The 19,576-nt window shown below is 61.4% G+C and carries 19 protein-coding genes and 1 pseudogene; 12 read left to right on the top strand and 8 right to left on the bottom strand.

Going from position 1 to position 19,576, the window contains the following annotated elements; all coding sequences use genetic code 11:
- Positions 1–34: 34 nt before the first annotated feature.
- From HX873_RS11075 to HX873_RS11095, 5 genes are all read left to right on the top strand, one after another.
- Complete coding sequence (locus HX873_RS11075) at positions 35–1,129, top strand: polyamine ABC transporter substrate-binding protein (RefSeq protein WP_003213887.1); 1,095 nt, start codon at positions 35–37, stop codon at positions 1,127–1,129.
- 165 nt (positions 1,130–1,294) lie between these two features.
- Positions 1,295–2,389, top strand: a complete 1,095-nt coding sequence (locus tag HX873_RS11080) for a polyamine ABC transporter substrate-binding protein (protein ID WP_003213885.1) — start codon at positions 1,295–1,297, stop codon at positions 2,387–2,389.
- Between the two features lie 75 nt (positions 2,390–2,464).
- Positions 2,465–3,607: an ABC transporter ATP-binding protein gene (locus HX873_RS11085; protein ID WP_003195240.1), complete on the top strand. Its 1,143-nt coding sequence runs from the start codon at positions 2,465–2,467 to the stop codon at positions 3,605–3,607.
- Positions 3,604–4,524 (top strand): ABC transporter permease subunit, encoded by a 921-nt coding sequence (locus HX873_RS11090; protein WP_003213882.1) that lies wholly within the window; start codon positions 3,604–3,606, stop codon positions 4,522–4,524. The genes HX873_RS11085 and HX873_RS11090 overlap by 4 nt, the downstream gene beginning before the upstream one ends.
- Positions 4,521–5,408, top strand: coding sequence for an ABC transporter permease subunit (locus HX873_RS11095; RefSeq protein ID WP_008438909.1), 888 nt, complete (start codon positions 4,521–4,523; stop codon positions 5,406–5,408). Before HX873_RS11090 ends, HX873_RS11095 begins: the two co-directional genes overlap by 4 nt.
- Before the next feature lie 144 nt (positions 5,409–5,552).
- Here HX873_RS11095 and HX873_RS11100 read toward each other — a convergent pair whose 3' ends face one another.
- On the bottom strand, positions 5,553–6,194 hold the full coding sequence (locus HX873_RS11100) for an HD domain-containing protein (RefSeq protein WP_003213877.1): 642 nt from the start codon (positions 6,192–6,194) through the stop codon (positions 5,553–5,555).
- Positions 6,195–6,460: 266 nt separating this feature from the next.
- Here HX873_RS11100 and HX873_RS11105 point away from each other — a divergent pair, with 266 nt between their 5' ends.
- Positions 6,461–7,426, top strand: coding sequence for a GlxA family transcriptional regulator (locus HX873_RS11105; protein WP_003213876.1), 966 nt, complete (start codon positions 6,461–6,463; stop codon positions 7,424–7,426).
- Here HX873_RS11105 and HX873_RS11110 read toward each other — a convergent pair.
- Positions 7,404–7,757: a carboxymuconolactone decarboxylase family protein gene (locus HX873_RS11110; RefSeq protein WP_078739652.1), complete on the bottom strand. Its 354-nt coding sequence runs from the start codon at positions 7,755–7,757 to the stop codon at positions 7,404–7,406. The two genes, HX873_RS11105 and HX873_RS11110, sit on opposite strands and share 23 nt — an antisense overlap.
- A 99-nt stretch (positions 7,758–7,856) precedes the next feature.
- Here HX873_RS11110 and HX873_RS11115 point away from each other — a divergent pair, with 99 nt between their 5' ends.
- Positions 7,857–8,759 (top strand): AraC family transcriptional regulator, encoded by a 903-nt coding sequence (locus HX873_RS11115; protein WP_177122668.1) that lies wholly within the window; start codon positions 7,857–7,859, stop codon positions 8,757–8,759.
- Positions 8,760–8,900: 141 nt separating this feature from the next.
- On the opposite strand, the gene HX873_RS11120 is transcribed toward HX873_RS11115, so the two are convergent.
- The 4 genes from HX873_RS11120 to HX873_RS11135 are packed head-to-tail and all read right to left on the bottom strand — an operon-like array spanning position 8,901 to position 12,050.
- Positions 8,901–9,644, bottom strand: coding sequence for a penicillin-binding protein activator LpoB (locus HX873_RS11120; RefSeq protein WP_087693297.1), 744 nt, complete (start codon positions 9,642–9,644; stop codon positions 8,901–8,903).
- A 3-nt stretch (positions 9,645–9,647) separates the two neighbouring features.
- A complete protein-coding gene (gene lpoB / locus HX873_RS11125) occupies positions 9,648–10,235 on the bottom strand; it encodes a penicillin-binding protein activator LpoB (protein ID WP_003214026.1) in 588 nt (195 codons plus the stop codon).
- A gap of 35 nt (positions 10,236–10,270) precedes the next feature.
- Positions 10,271–10,642 (bottom strand): YcfL family protein, encoded by a 372-nt coding sequence (locus tag HX873_RS11130; RefSeq protein WP_008439304.1) that lies wholly within the window; start codon positions 10,640–10,642, stop codon positions 10,271–10,273.
- 10 nt (positions 10,643–10,652) lie between these two features.
- The gene (locus HX873_RS11135; protein WP_177122669.1) at positions 10,653–12,050 is read right to left on the bottom strand and encodes a COG3014 family protein; all 1,398 of its coding nucleotides are present in this window, start codon (positions 12,048–12,050) and stop codon (positions 10,653–10,655) included.
- Between the two features lie 307 nt (positions 12,051–12,357).
- Here HX873_RS11135 and HX873_RS11140 point away from each other — a divergent pair, with 307 nt between their 5' ends.
- Both HX873_RS11140 and HX873_RS11145 read left to right on the top strand, forming a co-directional pair.
- Complete coding sequence (locus tag HX873_RS11140; RefSeq protein WP_008439302.1) at positions 12,358–14,253, top strand: cytochrome c/FTR1 family iron permease; 1,896 nt, start codon at positions 12,358–12,360, stop codon at positions 14,251–14,253.
- Positions 14,254–14,255: 2 nt separating this feature from the next.
- Complete coding sequence (locus HX873_RS11145) at positions 14,256–14,708, top strand: YaiI/YqxD family protein (protein WP_003214020.1); 453 nt, start codon at positions 14,256–14,258, stop codon at positions 14,706–14,708.
- Here the strand turns inward: HX873_RS11145 and elbB are convergent.
- Positions 14,705–15,370, bottom strand: coding sequence for an isoprenoid biosynthesis glyoxalase ElbB (gene elbB / locus HX873_RS11150; RefSeq protein WP_003214018.1), 666 nt, complete (start codon positions 15,368–15,370; stop codon positions 14,705–14,707). The two genes, HX873_RS11145 and elbB, sit on opposite strands and share 4 nt — an antisense overlap.
- A 115-nt stretch (positions 15,371–15,485) precedes the next feature.
- Between elbB and HX873_RS11155 the strand changes: the two genes are divergently transcribed.
- The gene (locus tag HX873_RS11155) at positions 15,486–16,721 is read left to right on the top strand and encodes a sterol desaturase family protein (RefSeq protein WP_003214017.1); all 1,236 of its coding nucleotides are present in this window, start codon (positions 15,486–15,488) and stop codon (positions 16,719–16,721) included.
- On the opposite strand, the gene HX873_RS11160 is transcribed toward HX873_RS11155, so the two are convergent.
- Positions 16,702–17,340, bottom strand: a complete 639-nt coding sequence (locus HX873_RS11160; RefSeq protein WP_003214015.1) for a DedA family protein — start codon at positions 17,338–17,340, stop codon at positions 16,702–16,704. The genes HX873_RS11155 and HX873_RS11160 overlap by 20 nt on opposite strands.
- A gap of 229 nt (positions 17,341–17,569) precedes the next feature.
- On the opposite strand from HX873_RS11160, the gene hemB reads away from it, so the two are divergent.
- The gene (hemB, locus tag HX873_RS11165; protein ID WP_177122670.1) at positions 17,570–18,583 is read left to right on the top strand and encodes a porphobilinogen synthase; all 1,014 of its coding nucleotides are present in this window, start codon (positions 17,570–17,572) and stop codon (positions 18,581–18,583) included.
- An 18-nt stretch (positions 18,584–18,601) separates the two neighbouring features.
- Positions 18,602–19,576: pseudogene (locus HX873_RS11170) on the top strand (RNA degradosome polyphosphate kinase); the annotation flags it as partial.

Genomic DNA, 19,576 nt, shown 5'->3' on the forward strand with positions numbered 1-19,576 from the left:
AAAATTGGAGCATGACCGAATGAAGGCATTAGGTTTGAAGAACGCTGGCAAGACCCTCCTGGCCTTGTCCCTGATGGGGGCCATGGCAGGCGCGGCACACGCCGACGATAAAGTGCTGCACGTTTATAACTGGTCCGACTACATCGCACCGGACACCATCGCGAACTTTGAAAAAGAGTCCGGGATCAAGGTGGTCTATGACGTGTTCGACTCCAACGAAACCCTGGAAGCCAAGTTGCTGGCAGGCAAGTCCGGCTACGACATTGTCGTGCCGTCGAACAACTTCCTCGCCAAGCAGATCAAGGCCGGTGTTTACCAGGAACTGGACAAGTCCAAGCTGTCGAACTACGACAACCTGAACAAGTCCCTGCTTAAAGCAGTGTCCATCAGCGACCCGGACAACAAGCACGCCTTCCCGTACATGTGGGGCTCGATCGGCATCGGCTACAACCCGGAGAAGGTCAAGGCCGCACTGGGCATCGACAAGATCGACTCGTGGGACACCATCCTCAAGCCGGAAAACCTCGCCAAGCTCAAAGGCTGCGGTGTGAGCTTCCTCGATTCGCCAACCGAAATGCTGCCGGTGGCACTGCATTACCTGGGCCTGCCGACCGACACCCAGAAGAAGGAAGACCTCAAGCAAGCCGAGGCCCTGTTCCTCAAACTGCGTCCTTCGATCGGCTACTTCCACTCGTCCAAGTACATTTCCGACCTGGCCAACGGCAACATCTGCGTAGCCGTGGGTTATTCGGGTGACGTGCAACAGGCCAAGTCCCGCGCGGCTGAAGCCGGTGGCAAGGTCAAGGTTGCCTATGACATTCCGAAAGAAGGTGCCGGCAGCTTCTATGACATGGTCGCCATCCCTAAAGATGCCGAAAACGTCGACGCTGCCTACAAGTTCATGAACTACCTGCTGAAGCCGGAAGTCATGGCGGGCATTACCAACAGCGTACGTTTCCCGAACGGTAACGAGAAAGCTACCGCGTTGGTCGACAAAGACATCACCAGCGACCCAGGCATTTATCCGCCAGCGGACGTGCAAGCCAAGCTGTATGCCATTGCTGACTTGCCGGCTGCTACTCAGCGGGAAATGACCCGCAGCTGGACCAAAATCAAATCGGGCAAGTAAAGCCGCTTTGATACCTGTTTTGCTAACTGCCGCGATGCGCGCGGTGGTTAGCGAAACAATTAAATGACAGAAAGTTTTGCCGGATCGGTTTATCGAGGGTAAGTTGCGCGCCGGTTTTGTTGCCGGGCAACAACTTCGGGCCCAACTATTTAAGAGGACCTCCACTTGCCAATTTCTTTATTTCGCAAAGCCTTGCTGGTGGGTGCAGGTATCACGCTGGCTGTCAGCGTGCAGGCCGCGCCGACTGTGCATATTTATAACTGGTCGGACTATATCGGCCCGGACACCCTGGCCAACTTTGAAAAGGCCACCGGCATCAAGCCGGTCTACGACGTGTTTGACTCCAACGAAACCCTGGAAGGCAAGTTGCTCGCCGGGCGTACCGGGTATGACGTGGTCGTGCCGTCGAACCACTTCCTCGGCAAGCAGATCAAGGCCGGCGCGTTCCAGAAGCTCGACAAGTCGCAACTGACCCACTACGCCAACCTCGACCCGGCGCTGCTCAAGCGCCTGGAAAAGAACGACCCGGGCAACCAGTACGCCGTGCCGTATCTGTGGGGCACCAACGGCATTGGCTACAACGTCGACAAGGTCAAGGAAGTGCTGGGCGTCGACCATATCGACTCCTGGGCCGTGCTGTTCGAGCCGGAAAACATGAAGAAGCTGGCCACGTGCGGTGTGTCGTTCATGGACTCGGCGGATGAAATGCTGCCGGCGGTCCTCAACTACATGGGCCTCAACCCCAACAGCACCAACCCTGAAGACTACAAGAAGGCTGAAGAGAAACTCCTGAAAGTGCGTCCCTACGTGACCTACTTCCATTCTTCCAAATACATCTCGGACCTGGCCAACGGCAACATCTGCGTGGCGGCCGGCTTCTCCGGTGATGTGTTCCAGGCCAAGGCTCGTGCAGCCGAGGCGGGCAAGGGCGTGAACATCGCCTACGTGATTCCGAAAGAAGGCGGCAACCTGTGGTTCGACGTGCTGGCCATCCCCAAGGATGCCACCAACGTCAAAGAGGCCCTCGCCTTCATCAACTATTTGCTGAAACCTGAAGTGATCGCTCAGGTCAGTGATTACGTCGGTTACGCCAACCCTAACCCAGGGGCGGACAAACTGATGGAGCAATCGATACGCACCGACGAAGCGGTTTACCCACCGCAGGCGGTTCTCGACCGGACTTTTGTCAACTTCGAGCTACCCCCGAAAGTGCAACGTTTGATGACCCGTAGCTGGACCAAGGTCAAGACGGGCAAGTAAGGCTTAACGCTCAAACTATCCAAGGCTGGCCCGTATTGGGCGAGCTGCACTCTTTTTATTCTGGGAGTTTCGTAAATGGCAGTTGCCTCCGGCGCCTATAAGAAAGCCCTCGAGGGCGACCAGACACCGAAAAAGGTGCTGGTCAAAATCGACCGGGTCACGAAGAAGTTCGACGAGACGATTGCGGTGGACGATGTGTCCCTGGAAATCAAGAAAGGCGAAATCTTCGCCTTGCTCGGCGGATCGGGTTCGGGCAAATCCACCTTGCTGCGCATGCTCGCAGGCTTCGAGCGCCCAACGGAAGGACGCATTTACCTCGACGGTGTGGACATCACCGACATGCCGCCGTACGAGCGGCCGATCAACATGATGTTCCAGTCCTACGCCTTGTTCCCCCACATGACCGTGGCCCAGAACATCGCGTTTGGCCTGCAGCAGGACAAAATCCCCAAGGCCGAGGTCGACGCCCGTGTGGCCGAGATGCTCAAGCTGGTGCAGATGAGCCAGTACGCCAAGCGCAAGCCGCACCAGCTGTCTGGCGGCCAGCGTCAGCGGGTGGCGCTGGCGCGTTCCCTGGCCAAGCGTCCGAAACTGCTGCTGCTCGATGAGCCGATGGGCGCACTCGACAAGAAGCTGCGTTCGCAGATGCAACTGGAACTGGTGGAGATCATCGAGCGCGTGGGCGTGACCTGCGTGATGGTGACCCACGACCAGGAAGAGGCCATGACCATGGCCGAGCGCATCGCGATCATGCACCTGGGCTGGATCGCCCAGATCGGCAGTCCGATCGACATCTATGAAACGCCGACCAGCCGCCTGGTGTGCGAGTTCATCGGCAACGTCAACATCTTCGACACCCAGGTGGTGGACGACGCCGAAGGCCACGCGGTACTCAAGTGCCCGGACCTGGACCGCGATATCTACGTCGGCTACGGCATCGCCACTTCGGTGGAAGACAAGTCGGTGACCTACGCCATCCGCCCTGAAAAGCTGCTGGTGACCACCGAAATGCCGACCTGCGAGCACAACTGGTCCAGCGGCAAGGTGCACGACATCGCCTACCTTGGCGGCCATTCGGTGTTCTACGTCGAATTGCCGAGCGGCAAGCTGGTGCAATCCTTCGTGGCCAACGCCGAACGCCGTGGCCAGCGCCCTACCTGGGGCGACCAGGTGTACGTGTGGTGGGAAGACGACAGCGGCGTGGTACTTCGCTCATGAACATGAAGAAGTTCAAACGCCAGCTGCAACGAATAACCCCCGGTGGCCGGCATGTGGTCATCGGGATCCCTTTCCTCTGGTTGTTCCTGTTCTTCATGCTGCCGTTCTTCATCGTCTTGAAGATCAGCTTTGCCGAAGCCGACGTGGCGATCCCGCCTTACACCGAGATCTACACCTTCGTTGAGCAGAAACTGCAGTTGGTGCTGAACCTGGCCAACTACGGGATGCTGGGCGATGACGAGTTGTACATCGCGGCGTACCTGGGCTCGCTGAAGATGGCGTTTTTCAGCACCATCCTCTGCCTGCTGATCGGCTACCCGATGGCCTACGCCATTGCCAGCGCACGCAAGGAAATCCAGACCGTGCTGGTGCTGCTGATCATGATGCCGACCTGGACTGCGATCCTGATCCGGGTCTACGCGTGGATGGGCATCCTCAGCAACAACGGTTTGCTCAACGGCTTCCTGATGTCCATCGGGTTGATCAACGAACCGCTGCAGATCCTCAACACCAACATCGCGGTGTATATCGGCGTGGTCTATTCGTACCTGCCGTTCATGATCCTGCCGCTGTACGCCAACCTGGTGAAGCACGACCAGAGCCTGCTGGAGGCCGCATCGGACCTGGGTTCGAGTACCTTCAACAGCTTCTGGAAAATCACCGTGCCGCTGTCCAAGAACGGCATCATCGCCGGCTGCATGCTGGTGTTTATCCCGGTGGTGGGCGAGTTCGTGATCCCGGAACTGCTGGGCGGTCCGGAAACCCTGATGATCGGTAAAGTGTTGTGGCAAGAATTCTTCAACAACCGTGACTGGCCGGTGGCGTCTGCCCTGGCGGTGGTGATGCTGGCGATCCTGATCGTGCCGATCATCCTGTTCAACCGCAGCCAAGCCAAAGAGATGGAGGGCAAGATATGAAGCGCGTCAGTTTCTCAAGCTTCATGCTGGTGGCGGGGTTGCTGTTCATCTACCTGCCGATGCTGATCCTGGTGATCTACTCGTTCAACGAATCCAAACTGGTGACGGTGTGGGGCGGTTGGTCGATCAAGTGGTACGTCGGCCTGTTGGACAACACCCAGTTGATGGGCTCGGTCGGTCGCTCCCTGGAAATCGCCTGCTACACCGCGATTGCGGCGGTGGCACTCGGTACATTGGCGGCGTTCGTGCTGACGCGCATCAGCCAGTTCAAGGGCCGCACGCTGTTCGGCGGCCTGGTGACGGCGCCGCTGGTGATGCCGGAAGTGATCACCGGCCTGTCGCTGTTGCTGCTGTTCGTGGCCATGGCGCAGATGATCGGCTGGCCGCAGGAACGTGGCCTGGTGACCATCTGGATCGCCCACACCACGTTCTGTTCGGCGTATGTGGCGGTGGTGGTGTCGGCGCGCTTGCGTGAGCTGGACCTGTCGATTGAAGAGGCAGCCATGGACCTGGGTGCGCGGCCGTGGAAGGTGTTCTTCCTGATCACCATTCCGATGATCGCGCCGTCGCTGGCGGCGGGCGGCATGATGTCGTTCGCGCTGTCGCTGGATGACCTGGTGTTGGCCAGCTTCGTGTCGGGGCCGGGTTCGACCACGTTGCCGATGGAAGTGTTCTCGGCGGTTCGCCTGGGGGTTAAACCCGAGATCAACGCCGTGGCCAGCCTGATTCTGTTGGCGGTGTCGATCGTGACGTTCCTGGTGTGGTTCTTCAGCCGTCGTGCGGAAGAGCACCGCAAGAAAGCGATCCAGCAGGCGATTGAGGAAGCGGCTGCGGATGGTTGGGAGAAGCCGGCGGATTCGCGTCGGGCTCCAGCACCGGTCTAATCAGGTAGCCCTGAAGAAACCGGATCAAAAATGTGGGAGCGGGCTTGCTCGCGAAAGCGCAGTGTCAGTCACCGGATGTATTGACTGATCCACTGCCTTCGCGAGCAAGCCCGCTCCCACATTTTGATTGCATTCCAATTCGGGTTAAGCAGTCCAAGGCGACTTGCGAATCACCTCGACGAAGTTCATCGGCTTGAACCCAGGCTCCTGATCCACCAGCACATCGGTCTTCACGTTGCCAAACGTGGTCTGCGGGCGATGGCGCAGGCCGTCGGCAAACGCGCAGATGATGCACTCCTTGAACCCTTCACCCCGTGGATGCGCATGCACCACCGCTTCGCGCTGCACGCTGGTAAACGCCGCGTACTCCATTCCCAGCACATCCATTTCCACGCCCGCGGTCACCAGCGCCACGGTTGGACGCAAGTGCTTGGGCACCCCCGGTGTGGTGTGCAGGGCGATGGACAACCACACCTGTTCGATGTCGTCATCGCTCAACCCGTAAGGCTTGAGAAAGTCCGCCGCCGCGTTGGCGCCGTCCACTTCAAAGCGTTCGTCGTCACTGCGGTGACCTTCCACCAGGCCCAGGTCGTGGAACATCGCGCCGACGTACAGCAACTCCGGGTTATAGGCCAACTGCTGGCGCTCGCCGCTCAATGCGCCGAACAGGAACACCCGGCGGGAGTGGTGGTAGAGCAGGTCGGATTCGATGTCGCGGATGTATTCGGTGGTGGCCTTGGCCAGGGCGCTGTCCGGGATCTTGATGCCGGCGATGGTGGTGCTCATGGTCGTTCTCCTCAAGAAAGCGCCGGGGTTGGCGCCGATGAGTCCAGTCTGGTCGCGCGCCCGCGAAGGGGCCATCGCGGCGAGGATGCGATCCCGGCCAATGTGCCGCGATATCGCGCCAAGGCTATGCGCGATCAAATGTAGGAGCTGGCTTGCCTGCGATAGCATCACCTCGGTATACCTGCTACACCGAGGTGTCTGCATCGCCGGCAAGCCAGCTCCTACAAGGGTTGTGTTTATTCAGTTAGAAAAAGGTGTTCCTGCTCATGGGCAAAACCGTCGCCATCCTGATCTTCCCCGGCGTCCAGTCACTGGACGTGACCGGGCCCCTGGATGTGTTCTGCGAGGCCAACCGTTTTCTGCCGCCCGAGGCGCATTACCAGTTGGAGGTGATTGGCCTGGGGCACGGCAACATGGCCTGTTCCAACGGCTTGTCGTTGCAGGCACACCGGCATTTCAGCGAGGCCCTCGAGCCTTACGACTTGCTGTTGATGGCCGGCGGGCCTCAGCTGCCCTTCGAGGATTTCGGCCCGGTGTTCAATCAATGGCTGCGTGACGCCAGTGCGCGAGCCCGGCGCTTCGGCTCCATCTGCAACGGTGCCTTTATGCTCGCCCGCGCCGGGTTGCTGGACGGGCGCACCGTCACCACCCACTGGGGCGACGCTGCCGATCTGGCCGCCTTATGCCCATCGGCCCAGGTCGAAGCCGACCGCCTCTATGTGCAGGACGGCAACCTCTACACCTCGGCCGGGGTGACGGCGGGCATCGACCTGTCGCTGTACCTGCTGGCCCAGGACCACGGCCCGGAAGTCGCCCTCAGCGTGGCCAAGCGCCTGGTGGTGTTCACCCAGCGTTCCGGCGGGCAGTCGCAGTTCAGCCCGTTCCTGACACCCCACGCGCAAGCCACCTCGGCGGTGGCGCTGGTGCAGCTGTATGTATTGGCCAACCTGACGGGCGACCTGACCATCGCCGACCTGGCCAAAGCCGCCAACATGAGCGCGCGCAACTTCTCGCGGGTATTTGCCCGGGAGGCGCAGATCACTCCGGCGGAGTTCGTCGAGCGGGCGCGGGTGGATGCGGCGCGGGTGATGCTCGAAAGCACCCACGCACCGCTCAAGACCGTGGCGTATCAATGCGGCTTTCGCGATGCCCAGCACATGCGCAGTGTGTTCAATCGCCGGCTGGGCGTGACGCCGCAACAATTCCGGCTTAACTTTGCGGCGCCGGTTTGAGCGTGTCATAGGCTTCCAGGGCGCGCAGCGAGTAGATATACGCCGCGCCGGCATTCAGCGAGATCGCGGTGGCCAGGGTCGCGGCCACTTCTTCGCGGGTGGCGCCGGCCTTGATCGCCGCGTCGGCATGCACGCCGATGCAGCCGTCACAGCGAGTGGTGATGGCCACGGCGATGGAAATCAGCTCGCGGGTCTTGGCATCGAGGACGTCATTTTCCTCGGCTGCTTCCCCCAGCGCCATGTAGGCTTTGACCATCTTCGGGTTGCTCTTGCCCAGCGCGCCAAAGGCTTTCTTCACGGTAGGCAGCAAGTCGGACCAGTTATTGAACATCGTGTTAACTCCTGAGCGGGTTGGGTGTGAAGCCAGTGTGCGCGGTTCAGGTTTGGCGCTTTTGTTCGATCCACTCACCTTTTTGACCGATGCTCGCAAATGAACTCCATCGACACCCTCATCGCGTTGGCCAACCTGCGGGGCAGCCTGGACCTGCGTTGCCAGTTCCAGGGCGCCTGGGCCATGGACCACGAGCCCGAGCCGCTGGGCGTGGCGCCGTATCACATTGTGCTGACGGGCACGTGCCGCGCCGAATTGTCCGGCGGGCAGCAGGTGACGCTGGAGGAGGGCGACATCCTGTTGATGCCCGGTGGCGCGACGCACCTGGTGCGCAGCCAGGGCGCGCGGGTAAAGCCGGTGGCGCAGACCGTGATCGAAGGCGGCTTGCTGCCGATCCATCGCCTGGGCGGTGAGCAGCCGGACGTGGACATGCTCTGCGGCAGCTTTCGCTACAACCGCCAGTCGTTGCTGTTCAGTGCGTTGCCGGACTACCTGGTGGTGTCCAGCCGGCAGTGGCAGGCCGATGGACAGTTGGCGGCATTGATCGCACTGCTGCGCAGCGAGGCGGACGGGCAGCGGCTGGGGGCGCGGTTTTTCATTGATGCGCTGTCGTCGGCGTTGTTCACCCTGATCCTGCGGGCATGGCTGACGCAGCAAGCGCCGGTGGCGGGCACCTTTGCCTTGTTGACCGACAAACGCCTGGGCAAGGCCTGGCAGGCGATGCTGGCGGATCCTGGGAATGAGTGGACCATCGACAGCCTGGCCAGCGCCGCGTCGATGTCCCGGGCGACCTTCATGCGTGGGTTTGTCAAAGTGGCGGGTGTGTCGCCGTGGGTGTTGCTGACGCAGTTGCGCATGGAGCTGGCGTTCAACCTGCTGCATCAGTCGCGGCTGAGCCTGACGGATATTGCCGCTCGGGCGGGGTATCAATCCCAGGCGGCGTTCAGCAAGAAATTCAAGGAAACCTACGGTGAGGCGCCGGGGCGGCTGCGTACCCGCTAGAAGCAACAACGCAAATCAAAATGTGGGAGCGGGCTTGCTCGCGAATGCGGAGTGTCAGTCACCAGATGTATTGACTGACCCACCGCATTCGCGAGCAAGCCCGCTCCCACATTGGTTTTATGTCGGTAGCGGGATTTTCGTTCAGCGCAGGATCTTCGGCGCTTCATCCCGTGGCAGGTTATTGCGCAATGCAGGCTGTCCAGGTGCTTCCTGATAACCACCGCCGAGTTGTTCGGCCAACTGCCGCGCCACATCCTCGCCCAACGCCTTCGACACTTCCCGCACCACGCGAGGCCGGTTCAGGCTCACGCGCACGTCACGGTTGTTCACCAGCTTGGTGTCCTGGCCTTCGCCCATGGCGGTAAACGCCGAGGTGATCTCAAAGGTGCGGGTGTTGATCAGGCTGAAATCCGCCACCAGCGTCAGGCCCAGCACCGCCGAGTAGCTGTTGGTGTGGTCCAGCGCGTTGATGTCCTGGGTGAAGTCGATGTCCGACAAGGTGCCGAACAGCACGTAGTCCGCACCCTTGAAGTTACCGGCCTTGATCCGCTTGATCACGTCATACACATCGCCCTTGGCGTCTGCGGTGTAAGGCGTGCCCTGCACCAGCTGGAACTGCCGCGACTTGAGGATTTCCCCCTTGATGTCGCCGCTGAACTTGCGCAGCTCGGTCTGCTCGATGTAGCTGGTACGGCTTTCATACTCGCTGTAGCTCGAGGCGCCGCTGGCGTTGTAGGCGCTGGCCTGGAAATTGTTGCTGGCCGCGACCTGGTGGATGTATTCCTCCACGCGAGCCTCGTAGGCCAGGTCGGTTACCGCGATCTTCGGTGCGGCCGAGGCGCCAAAGGCGCACAGCAGGCCGATCATGCCGATCCATGCACGCATTGCTTAGCGCTCCGTGGTCTTGCGGATTTCTTTTTCGTCCATCCATTCGGCCAGGCCGCTTTCGACGTCGACCAGTTGCAGGCTGAACTTGTAGAACACGTCCTTGTAGTCCGAGCTGCGCTTGACGATGGAGCTGATGGAGCCTTCCAGGCGGTACTTGGCGGCGACCATGTTGCCGGTCTTGCTGACGGTCGACTTCTTGTACAGGCCGCTCTGGTTCTGCAGCTTCAGTTGGTCGACCTGGCTTTGCATGTCGGTGTTGTCGCTGGCGAAGCGGGCGGTGCCGGTCTTCATCAGCTGGGTCTTGATCGACGTGGTGATCTCGCGGGTATCGATGTACTCGCTGGTCTTGTTCTTCACGTCATACACCTGCACCACCGGACGGCCTTGCAGGATGCCGGACTGGGCCAGGGAGCGGGTCATGCTTTCGGCGATCATCTGCAGGTCGGTGGAGCCGAACTCGTTGGTCACCAGTTCCACGGCCTTGCTGTCGCCGTAGCTGATGTTTTTACCGCCCAGGACTGGCGAGGTGTTGGCGCAGCCGCTGGCCAGGACGGCCACCACGGCGAGGAACGAGAAGCGTGCAAACATGGGGATGTCTCTCTGAAACTGAATGAGTGGGTGGATCAAGGCGTCTTCACTTCAAGGCGGAAGTCGGCAGCCTGGGGCAGGTTGGCGATGGCCGGCAGGAAGGTCGCCTGGTTTGCGTAGAGGTTCAGCACCTTCCAGGTCTCTTCATCACCCACCGGGAAACCGTCGGCACCCAGCCAGGCGAAGCGGTAATACATCATCTGGTTGCTGCTGGTGATGTTGCTCAACTGCACCTTGGCGGTCAGGAAACCGTTTTCCCGGGCGACCCGGATGGCGCCGACGGCGATGCCCTTGAACTTGCCCATCACCACGATCTTGCTCGCGGCGCTTCCGGGTTCCGGCGGTGGCGGGGTGGCGCAACCGGCCAGCAGGACCAGCGCCAGGGCGCCGAGGATGAAATGACGCATAGCGTGCTCCTTAAGGTTGTTTGAGAGTGGCGACGGCCTGGGGCGGATTGTTCTGCACCACGTGGGCTGCAAGACCGCCGGCGAAGACCTGGTTGCCGACCACGCGCAGGGTGATCACCTGGTAGCGCTGATCGGCCTTGACCGTCACCAGCGTGCCGCCCAGGGCGTTGGGCAGGCTGACCTGGTGCTCGCCGTGCTTGAGGCGCAGGCGTGTCACCTGGGTCATGTCCGGCAGGGTGCGCCAGGTGCGGGTGTCGGCGCCTTCGGTGACGGCCGAGGCAATACCGAGTACCAGGCCTGCCATCGGGTTGGTCTTGTTCAGGTTGTTCTGGGTGATGCCGCGAGTGACGGCGCGCACGGTGGTGCGCAGGATGATCCCCGGCATGTCATCCCGCAGGGCGCGGCGGGACATGGCGGTGGTGCTGTTGAGGGCAGTGAGGTTCTGTTGCCAGCCGTCGACACCGATCTGGGCGAAGGGCGCGGTCGAGGTGTCGGGCTTGATCACCGGGAACGACAGTGGCGTGATCACCAGGTGGCCGTCGATGGGGATCGGCAACGGCAGGCGAATCGAGTCGCGGGCCGGCGCCAGGCCGCTTTGCACCACGATCAGCACGTCAGTCTCGTCCGCACCGACCTTGGATTTGTCCAGGTCGAGCAGGGCCTGTTCCAGCAGCGGTGTGTTGGGGCGCAGTTCGGCGGCCTTGCGATAACCCGGTGCGGCCAGGTCTTTTTCGCCCAGGGCTTCGTAGACGAAGCCGGCCAGGTAGTGGCTGAAAGCGCTCTGGTAGCTGTTCTTCAGGCCTACCACTTCAGGGGCGTTGAGGCTCTCCACCGGGTAGCCGCGCAGGTCCTTGAACTGGGTCGCGATGCCCTGGCGCTCGGCCTCGTTTTCGCTCTTGAGGTATTCCTTGTCCCGCAGGTCGGCAATCACCGCTTCGCGTTCGTGGGTCTTCTTGATCTCGGTGCGGGCACCGTCGAAGTCATTCAGCGCCAGCAGGTTGAGGGCCATCTGGGTGGTCAGCATGACCTTTTCGTAGTCGTAGCCTTCGTAGCGGCGGACCTTGTCATTGACCAGGAAGGCGCCGAACTGCGCGAGGTACTTGTCGGTGTCGAACTTGACCGACTCTTCCCACTTGTAGACTTGCAGGTCGGCGCTGCGCCAGGCGACCTGGCTGCCGGTCAGGTCGCCCTTGGCGCGCAGCAACTCACCCTTTTCGAAGTAGTAGAGAAGGTCCTTGTCGTCGCCGGTGTTGTTCTTCTCAAGCAGGGTCAGCGCGGCGTCGACGTTGCCGGTGGCCAACTGCTGATTGGTGGCTTGCAGCTCGGTGTCGTAGCTGCGAAACATCGAACAACCGGACAGCAAGGTCACTGCCGCGAGTGTGAGCGAGGTAAAGGCGCGAGATGCCATCGAAGAGCTTCTTCCCTGAACGTAATCGGCCGAATGTGCTGGTCGGGCCGAATCACCAATGGCAGGAACGCGTTGCGATCCGGCCAATTCCTCATAAAAAGAGGAGCTGAAATGCCATTTCGAAATAACGAAGGCGCGGCATTATAAGCTGCATTACTGGCAAAACAATGGCCTTTTGGATCCGATTTTTAGCTCGGATGCCACTACCTAAGTGTCGTTATCCCCATCCCCGAATCACTAACGCCTTGAGTCAAACCCCTTAAGGTTTGACAATGTGTTACTTCGTATTTCCCTTTGAGATCCATTCATGATTGCCCCCTTCCGTTTTCTTGCCTGGCTGGTGCTGCCGGCGTTGATGTCGTGCAGTTTCAACCTGCTGGCTGCAACTGCCGAGGGCGCGCCCCAAGCCCTGCATTTACTGGACTACATCGGTGCGGACTACCCCCCGACAGTGGAGGCGGGCAAGGTTATCGATGATTCCGAATACCGTGAACAGGTAGAGTTTCTCGGGGTGTTGCAGGGGCTGGTGGCCGATCTACCGGAAAAGCCCGAGCGCGCCGAACTGATCAAAGGCGTGGATGAACTGCTGGCCGCCGTAACGGCCCATCAGGACGGCGCGGTGGTTGCGCACCAGGCCCGGCAATTGGGCGCCAAGTTGGCAGTGGCCTATGAAGTCAGCCAGGCCCCGGCCATTACCCCCGATCCGACGCGCGGTGCGCCGCTGTACGCGCAGAACTGCTCGGTGTGCCACGGCGCCACAGGCGCCGGCGATGGCCCCGCAAGCGTGGGCATGACGCCGCCGCCTGCCAACCTGCGGGACGCTGCACGCCTCGATCGCTTGAGCCTCTACGCGATCTACAACACCCTGGGTCTGGGCGTGGAAGGCACCGACATGCCGTCGTTTGCCGATCAACTGGACGACCGCCAGCGCTGGGACCTGGCGACCTATATCGCCGGCTTCACCGCCGACCCGGCTGCCGCGAACAGTGAAAAGTCCTTCAACCTCGCCGACCTCGCGCGCCAGACCCCCAACGAAGTGCTGGCTGCCGAAGGTCCCGGCGCAGTTGCCACCTTCCGCGCCCAGCGCGCCCAACCGCCGCAGGTCAAGCGTGGCCCGGCGCAGTTGCTTGATTACACCGCGGCCACCCTCGACAAAAGCCTCGCCGCGTTCCGCAATGGCGAGCACGAGCAGGCCTACGACCTGTCGGTAGCCGCCTACCTGGAAGGTTTCGAGCTGGTTGAAAGCTCCCTCGATAACGTTGATGCCAACGTGCGCAAGGACACCGAAAAGGCCCTGATGGCCTACCGGCAGTCATTGCAGGACGGCTTGCCGATCGAGCAAGTGCAGCAGCGCCTGGATGTGGCCAAGGGCAAGCTCACCGAGTCCGCCGGCCTGCTGGGCAGCGATGGCTTGAGCTGGTCCCTGAGCTACATCTCCGGTTTGTTGATCCTGCTGCGCGAAGGCCTGGAAGCGATCCTGGTGCTGGCGGCGATTCTCGCGTTCCTGCGCAACACCGGCCAGCAATCGGCGGTGCGCAGCGTCAACGTCGGCTGGGGCCTGGCGCTGTTGGCCGGCTTGGCGACGTGGGCGTTGGCGGCTTATGTGATCGACGTCAGCGGCGCCCAGCGCGAGTTGCTGGAAGGCTGCACGGCGCTGTTTGCCAGCGTGATGGTGCTGTGGCTCGGGGTGTGGATGCACGACCGCCGTCACGCGGCCGCCTGGCAGGACTACATCAAGAGCAGCCTGGTGGGCGGTGGCGGGCGCTTCGGTTTTGCGATGCTGGCGTTCTTCTCGGTGTACCGCGAGCTGTTCGAAGTGATCCTGTTCTACGAAACCCTGTGGTTGCAGGCCGGCCCTGCCGGGCACAACGCGGTATTGGCCGGTGGCGCCACGGCGCTGGTGCTGTTGGTGGGCCTGGCCTGGGTGATTCTGCGGGGCTCGGCGAAACTGCCGCTGGCGCTGTTCTTCGGCATAAACGCGGCGTTGCTGTGCGCGCTGTCGGTGGTATTCGCCGGGCATGGCGTCAAGGCGTTGCAGGAAGCCGGGATCTTCGGCACCCGGCCGGTCGCGTTCTTTGACTTCGACTGGCTGGGCATTCACGCCGATGCCTATTCCCTGAGCGCCCAGGCTGTGGCGATTCTGGCGATTGTGGTGCTGTACGGTCGCAGCCGGCTCGCTGAAAAGCGCCGGGTGGTGGCTTAACCATGCGCGTGTGGATCGATGCAGACGCCTGCCCCCGGGCGGCCAAGGATCAGGTGGTGAAGTTCGCCCTCAAGCGCCAGTTCGAAGTGGTGCTGGTGGCCGGGCAGAGCCAGATCAAGCCGAGCTTCTCGTGCGTGAAGTTGATCGTGGTGCCCAGCGGCCCGGACGCGGCCGATGACTACCTGGTGGAGCACGCCGTGCCCGGTGACCTGGTGATCTGCAGCGATGTGCCGTTGGCCGACCGCTTGGTGAAGAATGGCGTGGCTGCGCTCGACCCACGAGGCAAGGAGTTCAGCCCGCAGAACATGAGCGAACGGCTGGCGGTGCGTAACCTGTTCACCGATCTGCGGGAGCAGGGGCAGATGGGCGGTGGCCCGCCGCCCCATGGGGACAAGGACAAGCAGGCGTTTGCCAATTCGCTGGATCGGATTCTGACCCGGCTGATGAAGGCCTAATCGTTCTCGTGGGTGAGTTCCAGCACCCGGTCCACCAGCTTGTTGATGCCTGACGCCACTTCGCTGATGCGTTTGCCCAGCATGTAGGCCGGGGTACTCACCAGCTTGCGCGCCTTGTCTTCGACGATGTCGTCGACCGCGCATTCCTGGTGGGTGGCGCCCATCTTGTCCATGGCGGCTGCGGTGTCGGCGTCATTGCCGATGGTGCAGGTCACGCCTGGGCCATAGATCTTCGCTGCCAGCGCCGGCGAGATGCAGATCAGCCCGACGGGCTTGCCCGCTTCGGCAAACGCCTCGGCCAGTTCCAGCACCTGCGGGTTGACGCTGCACCCGGCGCCTTCCACGGCAAAGTTCGACAGGTTTTTCGCCGCGCCAAACCCCCCGGGCACGATCAGTGCGTCGAAATCCTCGGCGTTGGCCTCACGAATATCCTTCACCTCGCCACGGGCAATGCGCGCCGACTCCACCAGCACATTGCGCGACTCGGGCATCTCCTCGCCCGTCAGGTGGTTGATCACATGCAACTGGGCAATGTTCGGCGCAAAACACTGCACCTCGGCGCCGCGCTGGTCCAGGCGCAGCAGGGTGATCACGCTTTCATGAACCTCGGCACCGTCGTACACGCCACAGCCGGAAAGGATCACTGCAATCTTTTTGCTCATGGGCATTTCTCCTGATTCATGGCGTTAAATGTCTACTCATTTGTCACTCATTGCCAATGGGATATCCAGCCGCTACACCTACTCTAGATGTAACAATAATTGACCGGACTTGCCCATGGACTTCGTCCCTTACGCGGTACCGTTTTTCATTGCCTTGATCGTGGTCGAGCTGCTGGCCGACTACCGGCGCGGCCAACGCAACTACCGGGTGGCCGACGCCATCAACAGCCTCAGCACCGGCGTGCTGTCCACCACCACGGGGCTGCTGACCAAAGGGGTGGGCATCCTCACCTATGCCTTCGCCCTCAAGCACCTGGCGATCATCGAGCTGTCGGCCCAGAGCGTCTGGACCTGGGTGTTCGCCTTTGTGTTCTATGACTTCTGCTACTACTGGCTGCATCGCATGGGCCATGAGCGCAACATCCTCTGGGCCGCGCATTCCGTGCACCACCAGAGCGAGGACTACAACCTCAGCACCGCCTTGCGCCAGACCAGCACCGGCTTCCTGCTGAGCTGGATCTTTTACCTGCCGCTGGCCGTGCTCGGCGTGCCGCTGGTGGTGTTTATCAGCGTGGCGTCCCTCAACCTGTTGTATCAATTCTGGGTGCATACGCGGCATGTGCCGAAGCTCGGCTGGTACGAGTGGTTCTTCGTCACGCCATCCAATCATCGGGCCCACCATGCACAGAACGCTCTCTACATGGATCGCAACTACGGCGGGGTGTTCATTATTTGGGACCGCCTGTTTGGCTCCTTCCAGGAAGAAGACGATAACGAGCCGGTAATCTTTGGCGTGACCACGCCCTTGGCCAGTTGGAACCCGCTGTGGGCCAACCTGCAGTTTTATGCGCAGCTGTGGAGTGATGCACGGCGCACCGAAAGTGGGTGGGACAAGCTGCGGATCTGGTTCATGCGCACCGGTTGGCGCCCGGCGGATGTGGCGGCAAAGTACCCGATGGCCAAGCCGGACTTGAGCCAGTTCCGCAAGTTCGAGGTGCCGCTGGATGGGCGCCAACAGATTTACATCGCGCTGCAGTTTGCCGCGTACGTGGGTTTTGGCAGCTACCTGATGAATTTCGGCGAGGGCTTGCCGACCGCTGCCCTGGTGTTGGGCTGGAGCGCGATGGCATTGGGGTTGTTCACCCTGGGGGTGGCGCTGGAGAATCGCCCGTGGGCGTTGAAGGCTGAGCTGGTGCGCCTGGCACTGAATGTGCCTTTGGTGTGGCTGGCGCCGCTGGTGGGGCTGTGGCCGGCCAGCGCGTTGGGCTGGCTGGGCCTGGTCAGTTACAGCTTGCTCAGCGGCATCGGCCTCTACTGTTGCAGAGACCGGCTTACTCGACTGGCGTCGTAGGCTTTTCGGCTTTTTCAGGTTCGCCGGCCGCCAGGCGAACCTTCTCGGCGGCACAGGCTTCGCGGGTCAGGCGGGCGTTCTTGACACGCCGGCGAATCCACAAGCCCAGGCCCAGCACCAGCAGTGCGCCCAGCACCCACAGCTCGTATTTCTTGACGCTGCCCAGCATGCCTTCCAGTACCGCGCCGAAATGGTAAGCCGCAGCGCCCAGCGCAGCGGCCCACACGGCGGCGCCAATCCCGTTGAGCAACAGGTAGCGACCCGGCGGGTAGCCCGACAAGCCAATGGCCACCGGCATCACCGTGCGCAAACCGTAGACAAACCGGAAGCTCAGCACCCAGATGTCCGGGTGCTTGCGAATATGCTCCAGGGCCTTGTCGCCCAGCAGTTGCCAGCGCGGCTTGCGCGCCAACAGTTTGCGGCCGTGCTTGCGTCCCAGGAAGTACCACAACTGGTCGCCGGCGTAGCTGCCGAAAAAGGCAACGACCACCACCAGGTTGATATCCATGTATCCACGGAACGCCAGGAAGCCTGCGAGAACCAGGATGGTTTCGCCTTCGAAGAAGGTGCCTAGGAACAGCGCAAAGTAGCCGAAGTCATGCAGAAATTGTTGAAGCATGGTCTGGGTGCTGGCGAAATGAACGCGCAGCCTACGCCTTCGTGAACATTCATGAAAGTATCGAGATGTGTCACGAAGTGAACAATTCCTACATAAACGACGAATGCGACTACAGGTCGCACGCCGGTTGCCTTACGGCGCATGAGCTAACCACAACTGTAATTCCTTCGTCATAATGGCCGCTTATAACTGTCACGCTCGCCCGTCAAGCCGGGCTCAGGAGTCTGCCGTGAGCTTTACCCCCGCCAACCGCCTGTTTCCCGCCACTCGTCTGCGTCGCAACCGTCGTGATGATTTTTCCCGGCGCCTGGTGCGTGAAAACGTGCTGACGGTGAATGATCTGATCCTGCCGGTGTTTGTGCTGGACGGTGAAAATCGTCGGGAAGCGGTGGCGTCGATGCCGGGCGTGGAGCGCTTGACCATTGATTTGCTGCTCGGAGAGGCCGCGAACTGGGTTGAACTGGGGATTCCGGCGCTGGCGCTGTTCCCGGTCACGCCGTCCGGGCTCAAGTCCCTGGACGCCGCCGAAGCCTGGAACCCCGACGGCATCGCCCAGCGCGCCACCCGCGCCTTGCGTGAACGCTTTCCGGAGCTGGGGGTGATTACCGATGTGGCGCTGGACCCGTTCACCACCCACGGGCAGGATGGCATTCTCGACGAAGAAGGCTATGTTCAGAACGACATCACCGTTGATGCGCTGGTAAAACAGGCCTTGTCCCACGCCGCAGCGGGCGCCCAGGTGGTGGCCCCCTCGGACATGATGGACGGTCGCATCCAGGCGATTCGCGAAGCCCTGGAGTTGGCCGGCCACGTCAACGTGCGCATCATGGCCTACTCGGCCAAGTACGCCAGCGCCTATTACGGCCCGTTCCGCGATGCGGTGGGCTCGGCGCTGAACCTGGGCAAGGCCAACAAGGCCTCGTACCAGATGGACCCGGCCAACAGCCACGAAGCCCTGCACGAAGTGGCCGCGGACCTGGCCGAAGGCGCCGACATGGTGATGGTCAAGCCCGGGATGCCGTACCTCGACATCCTTTATCGGGTCAAAGAGGAATTCAAGGTGCCGACCTTTGTCTATCAGGTCAGCGGTGAATACGCCATGCACATGGCCGCGATCCAGAATGGTTGGTTGAGTGAAGGGGTGATCCTTGAATCCCTGACTGCCTTTAAACGCGCGGGTGCTGATGGCATCCTGACTTACTTCGCCGCCCGCGCCGCCCAATTGCTTAGAGAGCAACACTAGCCCTCACAGGAACACTCGATGAATACCGAAGGACTCACAGAAGTTGCCGTAAAAGACGCTCACCCGGTGGTCGAACAAGCTACCGAGACCCCGCCGGAGCTGGAGCCGGCCCCGCCTGCCGTGGTGGCCGAAGCGCCCGCTGCCGCGCCGGTACCGGTGGTTGCGGTTACCAACCTGGATGACAGCAGCCTGTACATCCATCGCGAGCTGTCACAACTGCAATTCAACATCCGCGTGCTGGAACAGGCGCTGGATGAGTCCTACCCATTGCTGGAGCGGTTGAAATTCCTGCTGATCTTCTCCAGCAACCTGGACGAGTTCTTCGAGATCCGTGTCGCCGGCCTGAAGAAGCAGATCACGTTCGCCCGTGAACAAGCCGGTGCCGACGGCCTGCAACCGCATCAGGCCCTGGCCCGCATCAGCGAGCTGGTACACGGCCACGTGGACCGCCAATACGCGATCCTCAATGACATCCTGCTGCCGGAACTGGAAAAGCATCACGTGCGCTTCATCCGGCGCCGGCACTGGACCACCAAGATCAAGACCTGGGTGCGCCGCTACTTCCGCGACGAAATCTCGCCGATCATCACCCCCATCGGCCTCGACCCGACGCACCCGTTCCCGCTGCTGGTGAACAAGAGCCTGAACTTCATCGTCGAGCTGGAAGGTATCGATGCCTTCGGTCGCGACTCGGGCCTTGCGATCATTCCGGCACCGCGCCTGTTGCCACGGATCATCAAGGTACCGGAAGAGGTGGGGGGCGCTGGCGATAACTATGTATTCCTTTCGTCGATGATCCACGCCCACGCCGATGACCTGTTCCAGGGCATGAAGGTCAAGGGCTGCTACCAGTTCCGCCTGACCCGTAACGCCGACCTGGCGCTGGACTCCGAAGACGTCGAAGACTTGGCCCGCGCCCTGCGCGGCGAGCTGTTCTCCCGTCGCTACGGTGATGCGGTGCGCCTGGAAGTGGCGGACACCTGTCCGAAACAC

Source organism: Pseudomonas sp. P7758, from assembly GCF_013386485.1.
Lineage (GTDB): Bacteria > Pseudomonadota > Gammaproteobacteria > Pseudomonadales > Pseudomonadaceae > Aquipseudomonas.